Origin of the sequence: Streptomyces mutabilis, assembly GCF_046628145.1 — a bacterium.
In the GTDB taxonomy this organism is placed as follows: Bacteria; Actinomycetota; Actinomycetes; order Streptomycetales; family Streptomycetaceae; genus Streptomyces; species Streptomyces mutabilis.
Genome location: NZ_CP176874.1, coordinates 4,467,934 through 4,488,363 on the forward strand (window position 1 = coordinate 4,467,934; position 20,430 = coordinate 4,488,363).

A 20,430-nucleotide genomic window follows, 5' to 3' on the forward strand; every position below is an offset into this window, starting at 1 on the left:
TGCGACTAGGCTCGGCATCATGAAGCCAGGACAGACCCAGCGCACGCCTTGGATCGTGGGGGTGTCGGGGGCATCCGGTACGCCCTACGCGGCAGCGGTGCTGCGTGCGCTGCTCGCCGCCGGTGAGAGTGTCGACCTGGTGGTCAGCCGGGCCTCGCGGCTCACCCTGCTCGACGAGACCGGCATCTCCTTCCGGGACGCCCACTGGCGCGACGACCTGCGCGCCTGGCTCGCGCGCGGGGCCGACGGGAAGCCCGACACGTTCGACGTGGACGTCTCCGGCGACCGGGTACGGCACTGGAGCGCCGGCGACCTCGCGGCCGGGCCGTCCTCGGGCTCGTACCCCGTCAAGGGCATGCTGATCGTGCCCGCGTCGACGGCCTGCGTGGCGGGCGTCGCCCTCGGGCTGTCGAAGGACCTGCTGCAACGGGCGGCGAGCGTGACCCTGAAGGAACGCCGCAAGCTGGTCGTGGCCGTACGGGAGACCCCGCTGGACGGCCGGACCCTCAGGCACCTGGTGACACTGGACGACGCGGGCGCGGCCGTGGTGCCCGCCTCACCGGCCTTCTACGCGGGGGCGACGCACATCCAGGACCTGGTCGACTTCGTCGCCGGACGCGTACTCGACGCGGCGGGCGTCGGACACGGCCTCTACCGCCGCTGGAGCGGCGACCTCGGCGGGGCGCGCCCCGCCGACTGAGCACCGACCGAGCATCACGCGAGTACCACCTCCCCCCACACGTTTGTTACCCACATCGTCAGACCTCTTCAGTGGAAGGCTTCGATCGCATGGACGCGGTGGACAGGCAGCTCATCCAGGCCCTGAGGGAGAACGGCCGGGCCTCCTACGCGGAGCTGGGGCGCCTCGTCGGACTGTCGGGGCCCAGCGTCACCGACCGCATCAACCGGCTGGAGGCGGCCGGGGTCATCACCGGCTACCGCGCCACCGTGGACGCCGCCTCGCTCGGCCTCGGCGTCACCGCCCTGATCGGCATCTCGCTCTCCGACGCCGCCGACCACGAGGACGTGGCGCAGCGGCTCAAGGACCTGCGGGAGATCGAGGACTGCTGGTTCATCGCCGGCGACGACTCCTACATGCTCAAGGTGCGGGCCACCGACGTGGACGGCCTGGAGAGCATCATCCGGCGGCTGTCGGGGACGAAGGGCGTCTCCCGGACCCGTACCACCATCGTCCTGTCCACCAAGTGGGAGAACAGGGTGGGCGAGCTGCCCGAAGAGGTGTAGGGCGCGGGGCGTACGGTTTACGGGGTCTGACGGACCCTGTCGGAGAAAGAGGTATCGCATGGACGCCGGGCTCAAGCGGGAGCTGGAGCAGAAGGTCCGCTCCGGTGAGCGGCTGACCCGCGAGGACGGCATCGCGCTGTACGAGTCGGACGACCTGGCCTGGCTCGGCGGCCTCGCGCACGAGGTGCGGACGCGGAAGAACGGCGACGTCGTCCACTTCAACGTCAACCGCCACCTCAACATGACCAACGTGTGCACCGCGTCCTGCGCGTACTGCTCCTTCCAGCGCAAGCCGGGGGAGAAGGACGCGTACACGATGCGCATCGAGGAGGCGGTCAGACTCGCCAAGGAGATGGAGGGCGAGAATCTCACCGAGCTGCACATCGTCAACGGCCTGCACCCGAACCTGCCCTGGCGCTACTACCCGCGCTCGCTGCGGGAGCTGAAGGCCGCGCTGCCGGACGTGTCGCTCAAGGCGTTCACCGCCACCGAGATCCACCACTTCGAGACCATCTCCGGGATGTCCGCCTCCGACATCCTCGACGAGCTGATCGACGCCGGTCTGGAGTCCCTGACCGGCGGCGGCGCCGAGATCTTCGACTGGGAGGTGCGGCAGCACATCGTCGACCACCGCACCCACTGGGAGGACTGGTCGCGCATCCACCGCCTGGCGCACGAGAAGGGCCTGAAGACCCCGTGCACCATGCTCTACGGCCACATCGAGGAGCCCCGCCACCGCGTGGACCACGTGCTGCGGCTGCGTGAGCTCCAGGACGAGACGGGCGGCTTCCAGGTCTTCATCCCGCTGCGCTACCAGCACGACTTCGTGGACATGAAGGACGGCAAGGTCAGGAACCGGCTCCAGGCCCGGACGCAGATGGCGACCGGCGCGGAGGCGCTGAAGACCTTCGCGGTCTCGCGGCTCCTCTTCGACAACGTCCCGCACGTCAAGGTCTTCTGGGTCATGCACGGCGTCCAGACCGCGCAGCTCGCCCTCCAGCACGGCGCCGACGACATGGACGGCTCGGTCGTCGAGTACAAGATCACGCACGACGCGGACGACTTCGGCACGCCGAACAAGCTGACGCGGGACGACCTGCTCGACCTGATCCGCGACGCCGGGTTCCGGCCGGTGGAGCGGAACACGCGGTACGAGATCATCCGGGAGTACGACGGTCCCGACCCGGCGCGCCGGGAGTCGCCGCAGCCGATGCGGGTGTGACACGGGGCGTCCGGTCGTCCGCCGGGTGCGGGCCGGTGGGAACCGCGCGAGCGACCACCCGCCCAGCGCACCCGGCACGGGTCCGCAGGACGGCGGTGGGTACCCGCTGCCGCATGGCCGGTACCGAGGACGCTTACACCGCCGAACCCTTCGTTCCCGAGCGCGGCGGCCTCCCCGCCCTGCGCCGGGCGGCAGCCGAATGCCGCGGCTGCCCCCTGCACCGGGACGCCACGCAGACGGTCTTCGGTGCCGGCAAGGCGACCGCCCGCGTGATGCTGATCGGCGAGCAGCCCGGCGACCAGGAGGACCGGCAGGGCGAACCCTTCGTCGGTCCCACCGGGAGGCTCCTCGACCGGGCGCTGGCGGACGCCGGCATCGACCCGGCGGACGCGTACGTGACCAACGCCGTCAAGCACTTCAAGTTCACACGGTCCGAGCCCCGCAAGCGCCGCATCCACAAGGCGCCCACCCTGCGCGAGATGACCGCCTGCGGCCCCTGGCTGGCCGCCGAGCTGGCCCGGGTCGAACCCGAACTGATCGTGGTGCTCGGCGCCACGGCAGGCAAGGCGCTGCTCGGCTCCTCGTTCCGGGTCACGCGGGTGCGCGGCACCGTGCTGGAGGAGGAGATCCACGGGCGCCCCGAGCGGCTCGTGCCGACGGTGCACCCTTCGGCCGTGCTGCGCGCCGAGGACCGGGACGGGGCGTATCGGGGGCTGCTCTCGGACCTGAAAGTAGCTGCCCGCGCCCTGGGGTAATGGTTACTATTGCCGTGTGTCCCTTACCTTCACGTTCGATCCCGCCCTCACCCCGGACCTGCGCGACGGCGTACTCGACCTGTGGACCGACGTCACCGACGCGGGCGGCTCCGTGGGCTTCGTCCCGCCCGCCGTACGCGAGGACATCCGCGCCGAGCTGGTCAAGCACATGGTCGCCATGGCCGAGGGCCGTACCCGTCTCCTCGTCGGACACGACGAGACCGGCCGGGTGGCCGCCACCGCGTTCCTCACGCTGAACACCCACCGGCTGATGACCCACTGGCTGTGGCTCTACACGGTGATGGTCCACCCGCGCCACCAGGGCCGGGGGTACGGCCGGGACCTGATGGCCGCCGCCGCGGACGCGGCCCGCACCCTCGACGGCATCGAGGCGATCCGGCTCACCTGCCGGGGCGGCCTCGGCCTGGAGCGGTTCTACGAGTCCTGCGGCTACAAGGAGGTCGGCCGGGTGCCCGGCGCGATCCGGGTCGCGCCCGGCGACGACCGGGACGACGTCTTCATGCTGCTGCCGCTGACCTGACCGACCCCCGTGCAAGGGCCGAAGCCCGGCATGTTTCACTGGACAGTGCCTCTTTGTGCCAGAAACGGAAGAGTGGATTGAGATGCTCCGCTACACGCTGATGCGCCTCGGGATCTTCGTCGGCTGCCTCGTGGCCGTCTGGGGGCTCGTCTACGTCGGCGTGTTCCCGCGCGGTCTCGGCGACTCCAACGGCATGTGGATCATCCTGCTCGCCCTGCTGATCTCCGCCCCCATCAGCTACGTGGCGCTGCGCAAGGAGCGGGACCGGGCCTCGGTGCAGGTCGTGAACCGAGTCGACCGCATGAAGGCCAACCTGGACGCCAATCGCGGCCAGGAGGACATCGCCGACGACACGGCGCGGGCGCAGGGGCAGACCTCGTAACGTCCGTCACAGACAGTCCGTCACACTCGTACGCCCCGGTTTCCTCGTTTCACAGGAAACCGGGGCGATCTGCGTTTTACGGGCGCTGAGCCCGTCTTGCCTGTCAAAGTGAGGCTTTGGGGGTCTCAAAGCACAGGTGTTAAAGTCGTGTGCATGAAGCACGCAGCCGCGCCCCACACACCCCCGAGCCTCGGGCTCGTGGCGCGCCTGCACGTGGACCTCTGTCGGTGCGCGTCCGCGAACTGTCGCCCCTGACGTTCCCCCTCATCCCGTCGTTCTCCACGTCAGCCCTGCGCGTCCGTCCCCGCGTCCCGTCCCCCTACGGAGTCCGTCCGTGTCCTCTTCATCGCCCGCGAAGCCTTCCGCCGGGTCCCCGGCCAAGAAGTCCTTCAAAATGCCCTTCTGGGCCCAGATACTCGCCGGTCTCGTCCTCGGTGTGCTGCTGGGCTGGCTGGCCCGCAGCCAGGACATATCCTGGCTGGTCACCACCCTGGAGAAGGTCGGTGACATCTTCATCGGCCTGCTGAAGCTGGCCGTCGCCCCGCTCGTCTTCTTCGCGATCCTGGTGTCGATCACCAACCTGCGGAAGGTCAACAACGCGGCCCGCCTGGCGTCCCGCACCCTTCTGTGGTTCATGGTCACGTCGCTGATCGCGGTCGCCATCGGCCTGGCCATCGGCCTGGTCACCAACCCCGGCGCCGGCACCGGCCTCACCCCGGCCGACGGCGCCAAGCCCGAGCACACCGGTTCCTGGCTCGACTTCCTGACCGGCATCGTGCCGACCGACGTCATCACGCCGTTCACCGAGCTGAACGTCCTGCAGATCGTCTTCATGGCCGCCGTCGCCGGTATCGCCGCCCTCCAGCTCGGCGAGAAGGCCCAGCCGATCCTCAACCTGAGCGAGTCGGTCCTCGAACTCCTCCAGAAGGCCCTGTGGTGGGTCATCCGCCTCGCCCCGATCGGCACGATCGGCCTCATCGGCAAGGCCATCGCCACCTACGGCTGGGACCTCATCGGCAAGTACGCCACCTTCACCGCCGACATCTACGTCGGCTGCGCGATCGTGCTGTTCGTGGTCTACCCGGTGCTGCTCGCCACCGTCGCCAAGGTCAACCCGCTGCAGTTCTTCAAGGGCGCCTGGCCCGCGATCCAGCTGGCCTTCGTCTCCCGCTCGTCCGTCGGCACCATGCCGCTGACCCAGAAGGTCACCGAGCGCCTCGGTGTCCCGAAGGAGTACGCGTCCTTCGCGGTGCCCTTCGGTGCGACGACCAAGATGGACGGCTGCGCCGCGATCTACCCGGCGATCGCCGCGATCTTCGTCGCGCAGATCTTCGGCATCGACCTCGGCGTCGGCGACTACCTCCTGATCGCCTTCGTCTCGGTGGTCGGCTCCGCCGCCACGGCCGGCCTCACCGGTGCCACGGTGATGCTGACCCTGACCCTGTCCACGCTGGGCCTGCCCATGGAGGGCGTCGGTCTGCTCCTCGCGATCGACCCGATCCTGGACATGATGCGCACGGCGACCAACGTGGCCGGCCAGGTCGTGGCCCCGCTGATCGTGGCGGCCCGGGAGAACATCCTCGACCGCGACAAGTTCAACAGCGTCGCCGCGACGCCCGTCGACGCGGACGACCCGCAGCCGGTGGCCGTCGCCGCCTGATCGCCGACCGGCCTCCCGCGCGCCATCGGCACGAGCGGGACGACCAGGACGACCAAGGGCTGTCCCCCTGCCGGAGCGAACCCGCTCCGGCAGGGGGACAGCCCGCTTCTCGCGCCCGTGCCGCGTCCCTCAGACGATCAGGACCCGGCGCCCGCGCGTGTGCCCCGCCTGGCTGTCGATGTGCGCCGCCGCGGCATCGGCGAGCGGGTACGCCTTCTCGACCGGGATGTGGAGCCTGCCCCGCGCGATCAGGTCGACGGCCTCGGCGAGCGCGTCCGGCACGCTCCCGGCAACGCCGGAGAACCGGACGCCGTGCTCCGGCGCGCCGAGGTCGGCGATGGAGACCACCCTCCGCGGGTCCCCGGTCAGCTCGACGAGCTCGCGGATCACTCCCGAGCCGGCCAGGTCGAGAGCCGCGTCGACGTGCCCGAGCCTGCGCACCCGCTCGACCCAGCCCTCGCCGTAGGTCGTGGGAACGGCGCCCAGGTCCCGCAGGTAGTCCTGGTTCGCGGCGCCGGCCGTGCCGATCACCGTGATGCCCCGGTCGCGGGCGATCTGCAGCACCGCCGATCCGACTCCCCCGGACGCGCCGCTCACGAGCAGCGTCTGCCCGGGCCGCACACCGACCTCGCGGATGACGCGCAGCGCGGTCTCCACCACGGACGGATATCCGGCCGCCTCCTCGAACGTCAGGCCCTCGGGCATACGGGCCCAGGCCGACAGCACGGCGAACTCGGCGTAGGTGTCGAAGCCCTCGCCGAACACCGGGTCGCCCACCGCGACCCCGTCGACGCCCTCGCCGACCTCGTCCACCACCCCGGCGGCATCCAGCCCGACACCGGCGGGCAGCCGCAGCGGATGGGCCCCCAGGACCTGGCCCTCACGGAGTCTCCAGTCGACGGGGTTCACCCCTGCCGCCCGCACCGCGATGCGTATCTGACCGGGGCCCGCGTGGGGCTCCTCGGCATCCAGGAGTTCCAGAACGTCCGGGCCGCCGAACTCGGCGAAGCTCACTTTCTTCATGCCGCCGAACCTAACACTAACGGTTAGTGTTTTGGAACGGTTGTGGATTCCTACCTGGTAGCGTTGGCGCATGACCGTGCCGACCGGACGCCGTGAGCGCAAGAAGGCCGCGACCCGTCAGAAGATCGCCGACACCGCCCTGCGGCTCTTCCTGGAACGTGGATACGACGCGGTGGGCATCCGTGACGTGGCCGCGGAGGCGGATGTCGCCGTCACCACGCTCTTCGCCCACTTCGCCTCCAAAGAGGCCCTGGTGTTCGAGCGGGACCCGGACTTCGAGCGGCGCCTCACCGAGGCGGTCACCGGCCGGGCACCGGACGAGCCGCTGGTGTCCGCGCTGCGCCGCGAGGTCCAGGCCCTGGTGGCGCACTGCGCGGCGCCCGGCGCCGCCCCGGTCTGGCGCATGATCGACGCGTCACCCGCGCTGCGGCAGTACGAGGAGTCGATGATGGCGCGCCACGCGGACTCGCTGGCGGCGGCCCTCGCCGCCGATCTCGGACTGCCGGGGACCACGACGGCCTGCCGGGCGATCGCGAGGTTCGTGGTCGACGCCCGCGCGCTGGCCCGTGAGGCGGACGACCCCCGGGCGGCGGTGGACGAGATCTTCCGGATGATCGAGGCGGCCTGGGAGGCCGCCGGAGCGCGGACGTCCTGATCACCGCCGCGCGGACCGTACGCTGATGCGCATGGGTGCTGGGAAGACCAAGCGGATGCCGCGGGCGGTCCGTGAGCAGCAGATGCTGGACGCCGCCGTGCGGATCTTCGGACAACGCGGGTACATGGCGGCGTCGATGGACGAGATCGCCGAACTGGCGGGTGTCTCCAAGCCGCTGGTGTACCTGTACCTGAACTCCAAGGACGACCTGTTCAGCGCCTGCATCCGACGCGAGGCCCGGGCCCTGACCGAGGCGGTGCGGGCAGGCGTGTGTCCGGGGCTCCCGGCCGACGGACAACTCTGGTCGGGGCTTCGGGCGTTCTTCACCCACACCGCGCGGAACCCGGACGCCTGGCGGGTGCTGCACCTCCACGCCCGCACCCACGGCGAGCGGTTCGCCGCCGAGGTCGCCGCGATGCGCGAGGACATCGTGGCCTTCGTGACGCAGCTGATCGCCGCCGCCGCACGGGACGCGCACCGCCGCCCGCACCTGGCCGAGGGCGAGGTCGCGGGACTCGCCGAGGCGCTGGTCGGAGCGGCCGAGTCGCTCGCCGACTGGGCCGGCGCCACCGAGGGCGTCACCGCCAAGCAGGCGGCGGCGACCCTGATGAACTTCGCCTGGGCGGGCCTGGGCGACCTGATGGCGGGCCGGCCCTGGGTGGCGCCTGAGGACCCCGAGGCGGACCCGGAGCAGGAGCCGGTGGCCCCGTCGGTACCGGCGGCTCAGGCCGGGTAGGGCACGACCTCACCGCACAGGTGCTGCCGCCGTCCGTCGCCGCCGCGAAGCTCGAACCTCCCGTCCCCGGCCCCGTACGCCACCGTCCCCGGCAGGAGCACCGGCGCCCGGAACTCCGCCCGCACCACGGCCGCGTCCGGCGTCCCGTGCTCGGCGAGGCACCGGGCCACGGTCCACATGCCGTGCGCGATGGCCCGCGGGAAGCCGAACAAACGGGCGGTGAGGGGGTGCAGGTGGATCGGGTTGCGGTCGCCGGAGGCGGCACCGTAGCGCCGCCCGACGTCGCCGGCGATGCGCCACTCGGCCCGGACGGGCAGGGGGCCGGCGTCCGCGGCGGCCGGGCCGTGAGCCGGCGTGCCCGCGGCGGACGGTTCGCCGTCCCGCGGCGTCGCGCTCCCGTCCACCCGGTGCCTCGCCAGGTAGGTGCTGCGCGACTCCCACACGGGCTCGGCCCGCCCCCCGGCCCGCAGCTCCGTCACCACACGGGCCTCGGTGCCGCGCCGGTGCGGGGACAGGCCCTCGACGTACGCGGTGAGTTCGTACTCCCCGGTCGCGGGCAGGGCGGCCCGCCGGGTGATGCCGATCGACGTGTGGACCAGCCCGAGCAGCGGCAGCGGGAAGGCCCGGCCGCTCATCAGGCGCATGGCGACGGGGAAGCCCAGTACGTGCGGGTAGGTCACGGGCAGCGCGTCGGCGCCGGTCGGGAACCCGCACACCCTCTCGTACGCCGCCAGCCGCGCGAGGTCCACGCGCAGGCCGGGCAGCACCAGCCGGGTACGGGGGAAGTCCGCGTCCGGGCGGGGGCGCTTGAGGGGCGAGAGCAGGGCGCCGCGCAGGAGGAGCGGCGGCAGGGACGGAACGCCGGTGAGCGTGCCGGTCGAGGCGGTCGGAACGGTCATCACGCCCCCAGCAGGCTCTGGCCGCAGACCCGCACGACCTGGCCGTTGACCGAGCCCGAGGCCGGGTGGGCGAGCCAGGCGGTGGTCTCGGCGACGTCGGCCGGCAGGCCGCCCTGGGCGAGGGAGTTCATGCGTCGGCCGGCCTCGCGGATGAACAGGGGGACCGCCGCCGTCATCTTCGTCTCGATGAAGCCCGGCGCCACCGCGTTCACCGTCACCCCGTGTTCCGTCAGCGCGCGCGGCGCGAGCGAGCGGACCATGCCGACGATCCCCGCCTTGCTCGCGCCGTAGTTGGTCTGTCCCGCGTTGCCCGCGAGCCCCGCGATCGAGGCCGTCGCCACGATCCGGCCGCCCCGGTTGACCGCACCCGCCGCGAGCAGCGCGTCCGTGGTGCGCAGGACGCTCGCGAGGTTGACGTCGAGCACGGAACTCCAGCGGTCGGCGGGCATGTTGACCAGGCGTCGGTCGCGGGTGACGCCCGCGTTGTGGATCAGGACGTCGAGCCCGCCGGGCACGGCGGCGGCGATGCGTTCGCCCGCGTCGGCGGCCGTGATGTCGAGGGCCAGGCAGGTGCCGCCGAGGCGTTCGGCGAGCCCGCGCGCCTCCCGTTCGGCCTGCGGCACGTCGAGGACCACGACCCGGGCGCCCTGCCCGGCGAGCGTCCCGGCGACCGCCGCGCCGATGCCGCGCGCGGCGCCGGTGACCAGCGCGGTGCGCCCGGCGAGGGGGTGTTCGGGGTCGTCGGGGACGGCCGCCGGGGAGTCGGCCGCGGGGCCGACCTCGATCACCTGGCCGCTGACGTAGGCGGAGGCGGGGGAGAGGAGGAAGCGGAGCGTGGACTCGGCGGCGGACGCGTCGGTGAGCCGGATCAGGTTGACCGTCCTGCCGCGGCCGATCTCCTTGCCCAGCGAGCGGGTGAAGCCCTCCAACGCCTGTTGCGCGGCGGCCTGGTGGTGGTCCTCGGGGTCGAGCGGGGCACCGAGCACCACCACCCGGCCGCTCACGGCGACGGACCGTACGACGGGGTGGAGCGCGGCGTGCACCTCGGCGAGGGCGTCGACGTCGCGGACGCCGGTGGCGTCGAGGACGACGGCGGCGGGACGCCCGTCGTCGTCCGGGGCGAGGCCGGCCCGGCCCAGTACGGGCGCGAGGTCGAGGTGCGTCCGGCCGGCCGTCAGGTGCAGCAGCCCGCCGTCGAGGGCGTCGCGCCGCAGTTCCGCGGGCTGCGGCAGGCCGAGGCGGCGGGTGAGGAAACGGCCGGGTGCGGTGCCGGTGAAGCTGAGATAGCGGTCGGCCATGTCCTGTCTCCCCAACGGCTGCGTAGGCGCTTTGCTTACTCTGGAGTAAGGTTACCGGAGGTAAGCCTATGTCACGGGTGAGGAGCAGGTCGAGATGAGCCCTCTGGAGCCGCCCCGGGCGCGCCGCGTCGCGATCATCGGCGGTGCGCGCGTCCCCTTCGCCCGCTCCGACGGGCCGTACGCCACCGCCTCCAACCAGGAGATGCTCACCGCGGCCCTCGACGGCCTGGCCGAGCGCCACGGCCTGACGGAACCGGGCGCGGTCGGCGAGTTCGTGGCCGGCGCGGTCCTCAAGCACAGCCGCGACTTCAACCTCGCCCGCGAGACGGTCCTCGGCTCCGCACTGGACCCGCGCACCCCCGCGTACGACGTCCAGCAGGCCTGCGGCACCGGACTCCAGGCCGTGATCGCCGCCGCCAACAAGATCGCCCTCGGCCAGACCGAGTCGGCCGTCGCGGGCGGCGCCGACACGGCCAGCGACGCGCCGCTCGGCGTCAACGACCGGCTGCGCCGCATCCTGTTGGAGGCGCGCAGGGCCAAGTCCCTCGGCGGCCGGGCCAAGGCGCTGGCGAAGATCCGCCCGGCCCACCTGGTCCCCGACATCCCGCGCAACGCCGAGCCGCGCACCGGCCTGTCGATGGGCGAGCACGCCGCGGTCACCGCGCGGGCCTGGGGCATCACCCGCGAGGCCCAGGACGAGCTGGCGGCCAGCAGTCACCGGCGGCTGGCCGCGGCCTACGAACGCGGCTTCTTCCAGGACCTTGTGGTCCCCTTCCGGGGTCTGGCCCGCGACCAGAACCTGCGCCCCGGCTCGACGGTGGAGAAACTGGCCACGCTGAAACCGGTGTTCGGCCTCGACGCCCCCGGCCCCACGATGACGGCGGGCAACTCGACCCCCCTGACGGACGGCGCGGCCACGGTGCTGCTGGCGAGCGAGGAGTGGGCCGAGGCGCGAGGGCTGGAACCGCTGGCGTATCTGACCGCGTACGAGACGGCGGCCGTCGATTTCGTCGGCGGCGACGTGGCGGGCGGCGAGGACGGCCTGCTGATGGCCCCGGCGCACGCCGTGCCGCGCATGCTGGAGCGGGCCGGGCTCGGCATCGAGGACTTCGATCTGGTGGAGATCCACGAGGCGTTCGCGTCGCAGGTGCTGGCCACGCTCGCCGCCTGGGAGAAGCGGGGCCTGGCCCCGGTGGACCGCGCCCGCCTGAACGTGGCCGGCTCCTCGCTCGCCACCGGCCACCCCTTCGCCGCGACCGGCGCCCGCATCGTGGCGACGCTGGCCCGGCTGCTCGCCGAACGCGGGGGCCCGGGACGCGGGCTGATCTCGGTCTGCGCGGCGGGCGGTCAGGGTGTCACGGCCATACTGGAACGAACGTGACTTACTGGCAGGTAACCCCCAAGACTGCACACCCCCGGCGCAGGGCCGTCCCCGAACCCGCACCGACTCCCCACGGAAGAACCGTACGATCCCCAAACTGACCGCCGGTAACCCACCACCGCGGACCCGGCGATGAACGCCTCGGCGCGCGAGGCACGTACGTCATGCAGCAGAGCACCGCCGACCGCGCGGTCGCCCGCAGAGCAGTGCCGCCGCTGCACCTTCCAGGAGCCGCCCGTGTCCACCCCGCTTCCCTCCTTCGCCGCATCCGCCGCCTACGCCGACTCGCCCGGCCCCACCCTGGTGGCGCCCGAGACACGGCGGCTGGACGGGACCGTGCGGGAGGCGTACGTACCCCCCTTCGCCCCGCCGGTGCGGCGCGGCTCCCTCGCCGACCTGCCCTTCGACAACGCGGCGGCGGTTCCCGGCCAGGTGGTTCTCAGCCGCAGGTCACCGGAGGGGAACTGGGCCGACGTGACGGCCGGGGAGTTCGCGGCGCAGGTGCTGGCGGTGGCCAAGGGCATGATCTCCGAGGGCCTGACCCCGGGCGACCGCATCGCCATCATGGCCCGCACCACCTACGAGTGGACGCTGCTCGACTTCGCCGCCTGGGCCGCCGGCCTGGTCACCGTCCCCGTCTACCCGACCTCCTCCCTCTTCCAGACCCGCTGGATCCTCCAGGACTCCGGCGCGGTCACCCTGGTCACCGAGACCACCGCGCAGGCCGCGGCCCTCGGCCCCGAACTCGACCGCATCCCCGACCTCAAGCACCTGTGGGTCATGGACAAGGGGCACGTGGAGCGGCTGGCGGAGCTGGGCGAGCGGGTGCCGGACGCCGAGGTGGACGTACGCCGCGGCATGCTGAGCCCGTCCACCCTCGCCACCCTGATCTACACCTCCGGCACCACCGGCCGCCCCAAGGGCTGCGCGCTCACCCACGGCAACTTCTTCGCCGAGGTCGACAACGCCATCGAGCTGCTCTACCCCGTCTTCAAGGCGAAGACGGGCGAGGAACCCTCGATCCTGCTCTTCCTCCCCATGTCCCACGTCTTCGGCCGCATGGTCGCCGTGGCCTGCGTCCGCGCCCGGGTCCGCCTCGGCCACGCACCCAGCCTCAAGGCGCAGGAACTGCTCCCCGACCTGGCCGCCTTCCGCCCGACCTGCCTGCTCACCATCCCGTACATGCTGGAGAAGGTCTTCAACAGCGCCCGCGCCAAGGCCGAGTCCGGCGGCCGGGCCTCCGCCTTCGACCGCGCCGCCACCGTGGCGGAGCGCTACGGCGAGGCCATGGAGGCCCGCCAGACGGGCACGGGCCACGGCCCGGGCCGCGGCCTGAAGACCGCCCGCTCCTTCTACGACCCCCTCGTCTACCGCAAGATCCGCGCCGCCATGGGCGGCAGGGTCCGGTACGCCATCTGCGGCGGCTCCCCGCTCGGCCGCCGCCTGGCCGCCTTCTACGCCGGGGCCGGCATCGAGATCTTCGAGGGCTACGGCCTCACCGAGACCACGGGCGCCGCGACGGTCACCCCGCCGCTCAAGCCGCGCCTCGGCACGGTCGGCTGGCCGCTGCCCGGCACCCGCATCCGCATAGCCGCCGACGGCGAGATCCTGGTCGCCGGCGAGCAGGTCCTGCACGGCTACTGGGACCCCCAGGCGGGCGGCGTCGTCCAGGCCGCCCCCGACGGCTGGTTCGCCACCGGCGACATCGGCAGCCTGGACGACGAGGGGTACCTGACCATCACCGGTCGGAAGAAGGAGCTGCTGATCACCGCGGGCGGCAAGAGCGTGGCCCCGGCGCCCCTGGAGGACTGGCTGCGCTCACACCCCCTGATCTCCCAGTGCATCGTCCTGGGCGACCGCCGCCCCTACGTCTCCGCCCTCTTCACCCTCGACCCCGCCGGCCTCGACCACTGGCGCCGCATGAACGGCAAGCACCCGGTTCCGCCGGAGCTGCTCGTCGACGACGAGGAGCTGCACGCGGTCCTCCAGCGCGCCGTCGACGAGGCCAACAAGCTCGTCTCCCGCCCGGAGTCCATCCGCCGCTTCGCCGTCCTGCCGAGGGACTTCACCGAGTGGGACGGCCATCTGACGCCCTCGATGAAACTCCGGCGCGACGCGATCATGCGGGACTTCGCGGACGCGGTGGAGGCGCTGTACGACAACCCGTGAACGCCGTGCGCTCAGCGGCGGGCGATGAGGCAGGCCTGCGGCACCTTCGCCGACGTGTCCTCCTCCTGCACGCGCACGGTCCGCGACAGCACCGTGAACCCGGCCCGCTCCAGCAGCTCCGCCACCGGTTCGGGCTGCCGCCGCTCGAAGTGCAGGGCGACCGGGTGGCCGAAGGGGCGGTCGAGGTGCATCGGCTCGTCACCGACCTGGAAGGCGAGCAGGAAGTGCCCGCCGGGCGCCAGCACGCGCCGCACCTCCCCGAAGAGGTCCGGCAGCCGCTCCCACGGCGTGTGGATCGAGGAGTACCAGGAGACGGCCCCCGCGAGGGCCCCGTCGGGCAGGTCGAGATCCAGCATGGAGCCCTGCTCGAACCGCAGGTCCGGGTGCTCGCGGCGCGCGATCGCGAGCATGGCGGGGGACAGGTCGAGGCCGAAGACCCGCAGGCCGAGCGAGGCCAGGTGGGCGGTGACCCGGCCGGGCCCGCAGCCCAGGTCGGCCACCTCTCCCTCCGGTCCCACCAGCTCGGCGAAGGCGCCCATCAGCGCCCGGTCCAGCGGCGTGCCGGCGCCCGTGGCGCGGTGCAGGCCGGCGTAGTCCTCGGCGATGGTGTCGTAGAAGGTCCGGGTGGTGTCCAGGAAGCCGGTGTCGTGGGTCATGGCGGGACCCTAGGGCCTGCCACTGACAGCGGCCGACCGGCGGCAGCGGCAACGGCGGCAGCGGCAGCGGCGGCAACGGCGGCAACGGCACCGGCGGCAGCGGCCGACCGGCGGCGGAATTCACCGAGAATTCAGGAAGGAGCCCACCGGACCCCCGGAAAGGGCAGGAGCCCCGTCGCCGAAACCGGCGCGGGGCTCCTTGGGTACTGCTGTCGATCAGACAGGAGTGACATTCTCCGCCTGCGGGCCCTTCGGACCCTGCGTGACGTCGAAGGACACCTGCTGGTTCTCCTCGAGGGACCGGAATCCGGTCGCGTTGATCGCGGAGTAGTGGACGAAGACGTCGGGGCCGCCGCCTTCCTGGGCGATGAAACCAAAGCCCTTTTCGGCGTTGAACCACTTCACGGTTCCGGTAGCCATAAGCCCTCCTTGGGCTCAAAGGGTTGCCCTGCTCCAGAACCAGCAAGTGTGAAGACTTTGAATGCCGCACAACTGCATACGTCTGAGAACGACGAGAGCCCGCGGTCACATGCTCCGCAGGCTCTGTACTGCAAGGGAAACCAAACTGCAACTTGCTGTGAGCCTAGCACGCAGGCCCCCTGGCGCAACAGAGGCCAAGATCACTTCACCCGAATGTTTGAACCATCCGGCCGTTCGGCTGACGCCGGGGGTCGGCCACGGGCGGAAACCGGGGGAGGGCTAGCCTCGCGATGTGGACAATTCTCGCACCCGGCCGCGCGTCGGCCACATCCAGTTCCTGAACTGCCTGCCCCTGTACTGGGGGCTCGCGAGAACAGGCACGCTCCTCGACTTCGAGCTCACGAAGGACACCCCGGAGAAGCTCAGCGAGCAGCTGGTGCAGGGCGACCTCGACATCGGTCCCGTCACCCTGGTCGAATTCCTCAAGAACGCCGACGATCTCGTCGCCTTCCCCGACATCGCCGTCGGCTGCGACGGCCCGGTGATGTCGTGCGTGATCGTCTCGCAGGTGCCGCTGGAGAAGCTGGACGGCGCCCGCGTCGCCCTCGGCTCCACCTCGCGCACCTCCGTCCGCCTCGCCCAGCTCCTGCTCGCCGAGCGCTTCGGGGTCCAGCCCGACTACTACACCTGCCCGCCCGACCTGAGCCTGATGATGCAGGAGGCCGACGCGGCCGTCCTCATCGGCGACGCGGCGCTGCGCGCGAACATGATCGACGGCCCGCGCTACGGCCTGGCCGTGCACGACCTGGGCGCGCTGTGGAAGGAGTGGACGGGCCTGCCGTTCGTCTTCGCGGTCTGGGCGGCGCGCAAGGACTACGCGGAGCGCGAGCCGGAGCTTACCCGCAAGGTGCACGAGGCCTTCCTCGCCTCCCGCAACCTCTCCCTGGAGGAGGTCGACAAGGTCGCCGAGCAGGCGGCCCGCTGGGAGGCCTTCGACGAGGAGACCCTCGCGAAGTACTTCACCACCCTCGACTTCCGCTTCGGCGGCCCGCAGCTCGAAGCGGTCACCGAGTTCGCCCGACGGGTGGGCCCGACGACCGGCTTCCCGGCGGACGTGCGGGTGGAACTGCTCCGGCCCTGACGCGCGCGGGGGCCTTCCCGGGGCGGCCCACTACCCTGCTCCCAGGTACTGGCGTACGGGGGAGGGGTGGACGCCATGCAGCCGCTCGAAGCCGACGAACCCACCACCGTGGGGCCCTACCGGCTCCTCGGCCGGCTGGGCTCCGGCGGCATGGGCCGGGTCTACCTGGGCCGCAGCGCCGGCGGGCGCACGGTCGCCGTGAAGATCGTGCACCCGCACTTCGCGCTGGACGAGGAGTTCCGCGCCCGGTTCCGGCGTGAGGTGCAGGCCGCGCGGCGGGTCGGCGGCGCCTGGACGGCCCCCGTGCTCGACGCGGACCCGGACGCCCGCGTCCCGTGGGTCGCCACGGCCTACGCGGCCGGCCCGTCCCTCACCGCGGCGGTCACGGACGGCGGCCCGCTGCCGGCCCACTCGGTACGGGCGCTCGGCGCGGGCCTCGGCGAGGCGCTGGCCGCGGTGCACGACCTGGGCCTGGTCCACCGTGACGTGAAGCCGTCGAACGTCCTGCTCACCCTCGACGGCCCCCTCCTGATCGACTTCGGCATCGCCCGCGCCACGGACGGCACCGCGTCCCTGACCTCGACGGGCGTCTCGATCGGCTCCCCCGGCTACATGTCCCCCGAGCAGATCCTCGGCAAGGGCGTCACGGCCGCGGCGGACGTCTTCTCCCTGGGCGCGGTCCTCGCGTACGCGGCCACGGGCGAGCCGCCCTTCCCCGGCGACTCCTCGGCCGCGCTCCTCTACAAGGTCGTCCACGAGGAGCCGCGGCTCGGCACCCTCGACGGGCAGCTGCGGGATCTGGTCGCCGCCTGCCTGGCCAAGGACCCGTCCGCCCGTCCGGCCCCCGGCGAGGTGGCCCGGCGCCTCGCCCCCGAGGGCGCGGCCCGCCTGATCTCTGGCGGCTGGCTGCCGGGTCCGCTGGTGGAACGGGTCAGCCGGAGCGCCGTGCGGCTGCTGAACCTGGAGGCGGCGGAGGCGGAGCCCGGGTCGTCGTCGGGGCCGGTGTCGGGCCCGGTGGGCTTCAGCCGGCCGTCGGTCACGGCCGGGGAGGGCGGCGCGGGTGGCGCGGTGGCGCCCGGTGTCTTCGGCCCCCCGCCGGTGATGCCCCCGCCGACGGCGCCGGCCGCGGACGTACCGGCCCCGCGCGAGGGCGATCACGCTCCCGGCAGGCTCTCCGTCTCCGTCGCGGCCACCTCCACGCAGGCGGGCGCGGGCGGCCGGGGCCGCCGGCTCAGCTGCACGGTGGCCCTCGCGGTGGCCGGGGCGATGGCGGCGGTGACGGTCGGCTCGGTGTTCGTCCTCGATCTGCTGCCCGGCGAGGGCGGCAAGACGACCCCCGGCGGCTCAGACACCGCCACCCACTCGCCGGCCGATCCGGTCGCCGTACCCGAACGCTACGTCGGCACCTGGGAGGGCCAGGCCGTCGCCGTCGAGGGCAACCTGCCCCTGGGCACCTTCCGCCTGACCGTCCGCGAGGCCGCGGTGGGCGAGAAGCTGGGCACCCTGCGCCACACCGACATCTTCGGCGGCACCTGCGACGACGTACTGACCCTGAAGAAGGTCACGCAGAAGGAGATCGTCACCGGCGCCGTGGGAGCCGAGGGCAACCGCGACGTCTGCAACCAGGCCCTCCACACCGTCCGCCTCACCCCGGTCGGCGACGACCTCCAGTACGCGTCGGACAGCGAGGACTCGGGGCGGCCGAAGGCGCGGTTGTCGAAGGTCGAGTAGCCGGACCGGGCCGAGTGGTCCGCCGGTCGTCCCCCTGCAACCGCCTCTGTCGCCCCTGTCATTACTGTGTCTGCGACAGCGAACACCGGCACGGGAGAGAGGTGTTCGACGAGGCGTCAGGACGGGGAAGGCCGGCCATGGACACACTGCAAGCGGACGATCCGCGGGAGTTGGGCACCTACCGCCTGCTGCGCAGACTGGGCGCCGGTGGCATGGGACGCGTCTACCTGGCCCGGTCGCCCGGCGGCCGTACGGTCGCCGTGAAGGTGGTCCGCCCCGACCTCGCGGCGGACGGCGACTTCCGGGCCCGCTTCCGGCACGAGGTCGAGATCGCGAGGGCGGTCTCCGGCCGGTTCACCGCGCCCGTCGTGGACGCCGATCCGGACGCGCCGCTGCCGTGGCTCGCCACGTCGTACGTCCTCGGCCCCGACCTGACGGATGTGGTCGCGGCCCACGGAGCGCTGCCGGAGCGCACGGTCCGCGCGCTGGCCGCCGGACTCGCCGCCGCCCTCCAGGACATCCACGCGGCGGGCCTGATCCACCGCGACCTCAAGCCGTCCAACGTCCTGCTGGCGGCCGACGGGCCACGCCTCATCGACTTCGGCATCGCGCGAGCCGTGGACGGCAGCCGGATGACCCAGACGGGCGTCGTGGTCGGCTCTCCCGGTTACATGTCGCCGGAGCAGGCGTTGGGCAAGGACATCGGCACGGCGGGCGACGTGTTCTCGCTGGGCTCCGTGCTCGCCTTCGCGGCGACCGGGCGCGGCGTCTTCGGCGACGGCACCGCCTCGCACGCCTCGCTGCTCTACCAGGTCGTGCACGGCGAGGCCGACCTCACGGGCGTACCCCCGTCCCTGCTGGGGCTGATCCGCGCCTGCCTCATGAAGGACCCGGCGCAGCGTCCGGCGCCCACGGAGATCGTGACCGCGCTGGCCGGGCAGGGCATCGACGCCGCCCTGCACGACTGGCTGCCGTCGGCGGTGGCCTCGACGATCGCGACCCACGCCGCGGGGATTCTGGACCTGGAGGCACCCGAGGCATCCCCGAACGTCCCGCCGACGCAGGCCGCGTCCGCGTTCGGTCCGGCGCCGGCGATGCCGACCGGGACACCGCCGACCGGTACGCCGTCGGCCGGATACGGCACGCCGCCCGGTGGTACGCCGGCACCGTCCCCTGGGTACGGCACCCCCTTCCCCGGCACGGTGCAGGTCGGCGCGGGCGGGGCGCCGGCGCCGGCCCGCTCCCGGCGGCGGGCGCTCGGCCTGGCGTTCGGCGCCGCGGCGGCCGTCGCGGTGGCCGGAGCCGGCGGCGGGTGGTTGCTCGCCTCCGGGGACGGGGACGGCGCCTCCGACGAGGCGACGGACGCGCCGGGCAAGGGCGGTTCGGCCCAGCCCGCGGACGAGAACTTCACGACCCCGCCCGCCGGGGTGGCCCCGCAGCCGCTGTGGCACAAGTCGGCCCAGAAGGACAGCACAAGCACACGCGTACCGCTCCTCACCCACGACGGACTGCTCCTGGTCAGCGGCGACCCGCTCGTGGCCTACGACGTCCGGACCGGCAAGGCCCGCTGGACCCAGGCGGGCATCTGCCGGCCCGGAGCCCAGCTCCTCTTCCACGACGGCAAGGTGTTCCTCGCCGACGGCGACTACAAGGGCGCCTTGGTCGCCTACGACGTCAAGACCGGCGAAGAGGCCTGGCGCAGCCGCCTCGGCAAGCAACTGTCCGTCGAGGACACGATCGCCATCGACGACAAGAACGTCTACGTCACGGCGAAAGACCACGGTCAGTCGAAGAGCGCCACCGAGTACCGCACGGCCGTCGCGGCCATCAGCCACACCACGGGAAAGACCGCGTGGGTCCAGCACCGGGACTGGGGCACGAAGGACTACGACGTCCAGGGCACCGCCTCGGGCAAGTACCTGGTCTACGCCGACTCGAACCTCAACCTCACCGTCCGGGACACCGCCACCGGCGGCCAGGTGTGGACCCGGAAGATCGGCGACGAGTGGTCCTGGAAGCCCACGGTCGCGAACGGCCTCGTCTTCCTCCCGGGAGACGAACTGGAGGCCGTCGACGTGGAGAAGGGCCGCACCGTCTGGACCCTCGATCCGGCCGGCCGCCGCGGCTTCGACAACCCGACGGTCTTCGACGGCGTGCTCTACGTCAGCGACCACGACGACGGCGTGTGGGCCGTCGACGTCAAGACCGGCAAGCGGACCTGGCTCTGCGACGAACTGGAGGTCGAGGGCCCGGAGTCGTTCCTCCGCGTGGGCTCGACCCTGTACGGCGCCACCGGCTCCGTCGACGGCGGCATCGTCGCCCTGGAGACGAGGACGGGCAAGCTCCGCTGGACGTACACCGACAGCAAGGCCGTCGGCGAGCCGTGGCAGCTCGCCCTCGCGGGCAACCGGCTGATGGCGACGCACGGCCACGCGATCTACGCGCTGCCGGCGGTGTAGCGAGGGCGACGGGCCGCAGGAACCCCTCGGTCCCGCGGCCCGTCGTCCTTCCCGGGC

General features: G+C 72.6%; 20 protein-coding genes. 15 read left to right on the forward strand and 5 right to left on the reverse strand.

Going from position 1 to position 20,430, the window contains the following annotated elements:
* Nucleotides 1-19: 19 nt before the first annotated feature.
* From ACLIN4_RS20145 to ACLIN4_RS20180, 8 genes are all read left to right on the forward strand, one after another.
* On the forward strand, nt 20-700 hold the full coding sequence (locus tag ACLIN4_RS20145; RefSeq protein WP_289907080.1) for a UbiX family flavin prenyltransferase: 681 nt from the start codon (nt 20-22) through the stop codon (nt 698-700).
* An 89-nt stretch (nt 701-789) separates the two neighbouring features.
* Nucleotides 790-1,245, forward strand: coding sequence for an Lrp/AsnC family transcriptional regulator (locus tag ACLIN4_RS20150; RefSeq protein ID WP_100049066.1), 456 nt, complete (start codon nt 790-792; stop codon nt 1,243-1,245).
* Between the two features lie 58 nt (nt 1,246-1,303).
* Nucleotides 1,304-2,467, forward strand: a complete 1,164-nt coding sequence (gene mqnE, locus ACLIN4_RS20155) for an aminofutalosine synthase MqnE (protein WP_107479039.1) — start codon at nt 1,304-1,306, stop codon at nt 2,465-2,467.
* A 113-nt stretch (nt 2,468-2,580) separates the two neighbouring features.
* Nucleotides 2,581-3,222 (forward strand): UdgX family uracil-DNA binding protein, encoded by a 642-nt coding sequence (locus tag ACLIN4_RS20160; RefSeq protein ID WP_411576077.1) that lies wholly within the window; start codon nt 2,581-2,583, stop codon nt 3,220-3,222.
* 16 nt (nt 3,223-3,238) lie between these two features.
* Entirely contained in the window at nt 3,239-3,763 is a 525-nt protein-coding gene (locus ACLIN4_RS20165; RefSeq protein WP_100049069.1) for a GNAT family N-acetyltransferase, read from the forward strand.
* An 82-nt stretch (nt 3,764-3,845) separates the two neighbouring features.
* The gene (locus ACLIN4_RS20170; RefSeq protein ID WP_100049070.1) at nt 3,846-4,145 is read left to right on the forward strand and encodes a DUF4229 domain-containing protein; all 300 of its coding nucleotides are present in this window, start codon (nt 3,846-3,848) and stop codon (nt 4,143-4,145) included.
* Between the two features lie 153 nt (nt 4,146-4,298).
* On the forward strand, nt 4,299-4,400 hold the full coding sequence (locus tag ACLIN4_RS20175) for a putative leader peptide (RefSeq protein ID WP_333482840.1): 102 nt from the start codon (nt 4,299-4,301) through the stop codon (nt 4,398-4,400).
* Between the two features lie 139 nt (nt 4,401-4,539).
* A complete protein-coding gene (locus tag ACLIN4_RS20180) occupies nt 4,540-5,805 on the forward strand; it encodes a dicarboxylate/amino acid:cation symporter (RefSeq protein ID WP_107479047.1) in 1,266 nt (421 codons plus the stop codon).
* 129 nt (nt 5,806-5,934) lie between these two features.
* Here ACLIN4_RS20180 and ACLIN4_RS20185 read toward each other — a convergent pair whose 3' ends face one another.
* Complete coding sequence (locus ACLIN4_RS20185; RefSeq protein WP_107479041.1) at nt 5,935-6,828, reverse strand: NADP-dependent oxidoreductase; 894 nt, start codon at nt 6,826-6,828, stop codon at nt 5,935-5,937.
* A gap of 70 nt (nt 6,829-6,898) precedes the next feature.
* Here ACLIN4_RS20185 and ACLIN4_RS20190 point away from each other — a divergent pair, with 70 nt between their 5' ends.
* Entirely contained in the window at nt 6,899-7,483 is a 585-nt protein-coding gene (locus ACLIN4_RS20190; RefSeq protein WP_411576078.1) for a TetR/AcrR family transcriptional regulator, read from the forward strand.
* A gap of 31 nt (nt 7,484-7,514) precedes the next feature.
* Nucleotides 7,515-8,219 carry a TetR/AcrR family transcriptional regulator gene (locus ACLIN4_RS20195; protein WP_411576079.1) on the forward strand — a complete coding sequence of 235 codons (705 nt, stop codon included), beginning with the start codon at nt 7,515-7,517 and terminating at the stop codon, nt 8,217-8,219.
* Here the strand turns inward: ACLIN4_RS20195 and ACLIN4_RS20200 are convergent.
* A complete protein-coding gene (locus ACLIN4_RS20200) occupies nt 8,207-9,118 on the reverse strand; it encodes a MaoC family dehydratase (RefSeq protein ID WP_411576080.1) in 912 nt (303 codons plus the stop codon). The genes ACLIN4_RS20195 and ACLIN4_RS20200 overlap by 13 nt on opposite strands.
* Entirely contained in the window at nt 9,118-10,416 is a 1,299-nt protein-coding gene (locus tag ACLIN4_RS20205) for a 3-oxoacyl-ACP reductase (protein WP_411576081.1), read from the reverse strand. Before ACLIN4_RS20205 ends, ACLIN4_RS20200 begins: the two co-directional genes overlap by 1 nt.
* Nucleotides 10,417-10,510: 94 nt before the next feature.
* Here ACLIN4_RS20205 and ACLIN4_RS20210 point away from each other — a divergent pair, with 94 nt between their 5' ends.
* Together ACLIN4_RS20210 and ACLIN4_RS20215 are read left to right on the forward strand one after the other, a co-directional pair.
* Entirely contained in the window at nt 10,511-11,797 is a 1,287-nt protein-coding gene (locus ACLIN4_RS20210) for an acetyl-CoA C-acetyltransferase (RefSeq protein ID WP_107479044.1), read from the forward strand.
* Between the two features lie 237 nt (nt 11,798-12,034).
* Nucleotides 12,035-13,966: an AMP-dependent synthetase/ligase gene (locus ACLIN4_RS20215; protein ID WP_289907062.1), complete on the forward strand. Its 1,932-nt coding sequence runs from the start codon at nt 12,035-12,037 to the stop codon at nt 13,964-13,966.
* 11 nt (nt 13,967-13,977) lie between these two features.
* On the opposite strand, the gene ACLIN4_RS20220 is transcribed toward ACLIN4_RS20215, so the two are convergent.
* Nucleotides 13,978-14,622: a class I SAM-dependent methyltransferase gene (locus ACLIN4_RS20220; RefSeq protein WP_411576082.1), complete on the reverse strand. Its 645-nt coding sequence runs from the start codon at nt 14,620-14,622 to the stop codon at nt 13,978-13,980.
* Nucleotides 14,623-14,838: 216 nt separating this feature from the next.
* Nucleotides 14,839-15,042 (reverse strand): cold-shock protein, encoded by a 204-nt coding sequence (locus tag ACLIN4_RS20225; protein ID WP_004984723.1) that lies wholly within the window; start codon nt 15,040-15,042, stop codon nt 14,839-14,841.
* A 292-nt stretch (nt 15,043-15,334) separates the two neighbouring features.
* On the opposite strand from ACLIN4_RS20225, the gene ACLIN4_RS20230 reads away from it, so the two are divergent.
* The 3 genes from ACLIN4_RS20230 (at nt 15,335) to ACLIN4_RS20240 (ending at nt 20,373) form a co-directional block, all read left to right on the forward strand.
* Entirely contained in the window at nt 15,335-16,183 is an 849-nt protein-coding gene (locus ACLIN4_RS20230) for a menaquinone biosynthetic enzyme MqnA/MqnD family protein (protein ID WP_107476908.1), read from the forward strand.
* Nucleotides 16,184-16,258: 75 nt separating this feature from the next.
* Nucleotides 16,259-17,914 carry a serine/threonine-protein kinase gene (locus tag ACLIN4_RS20235; protein WP_381941899.1) on the forward strand — a complete coding sequence of 552 codons (1,656 nt, stop codon included), beginning with the start codon at nt 16,259-16,261 and terminating at the stop codon, nt 17,912-17,914.
* A gap of 137 nt (nt 17,915-18,051) precedes the next feature.
* A complete protein-coding gene (locus tag ACLIN4_RS20240) occupies nt 18,052-20,373 on the forward strand; it encodes a protein kinase domain-containing protein (protein ID WP_411576083.1) in 2,322 nt (773 codons plus the stop codon).
* Nucleotides 20,374-20,430 lie beyond the last annotated feature (57 nt).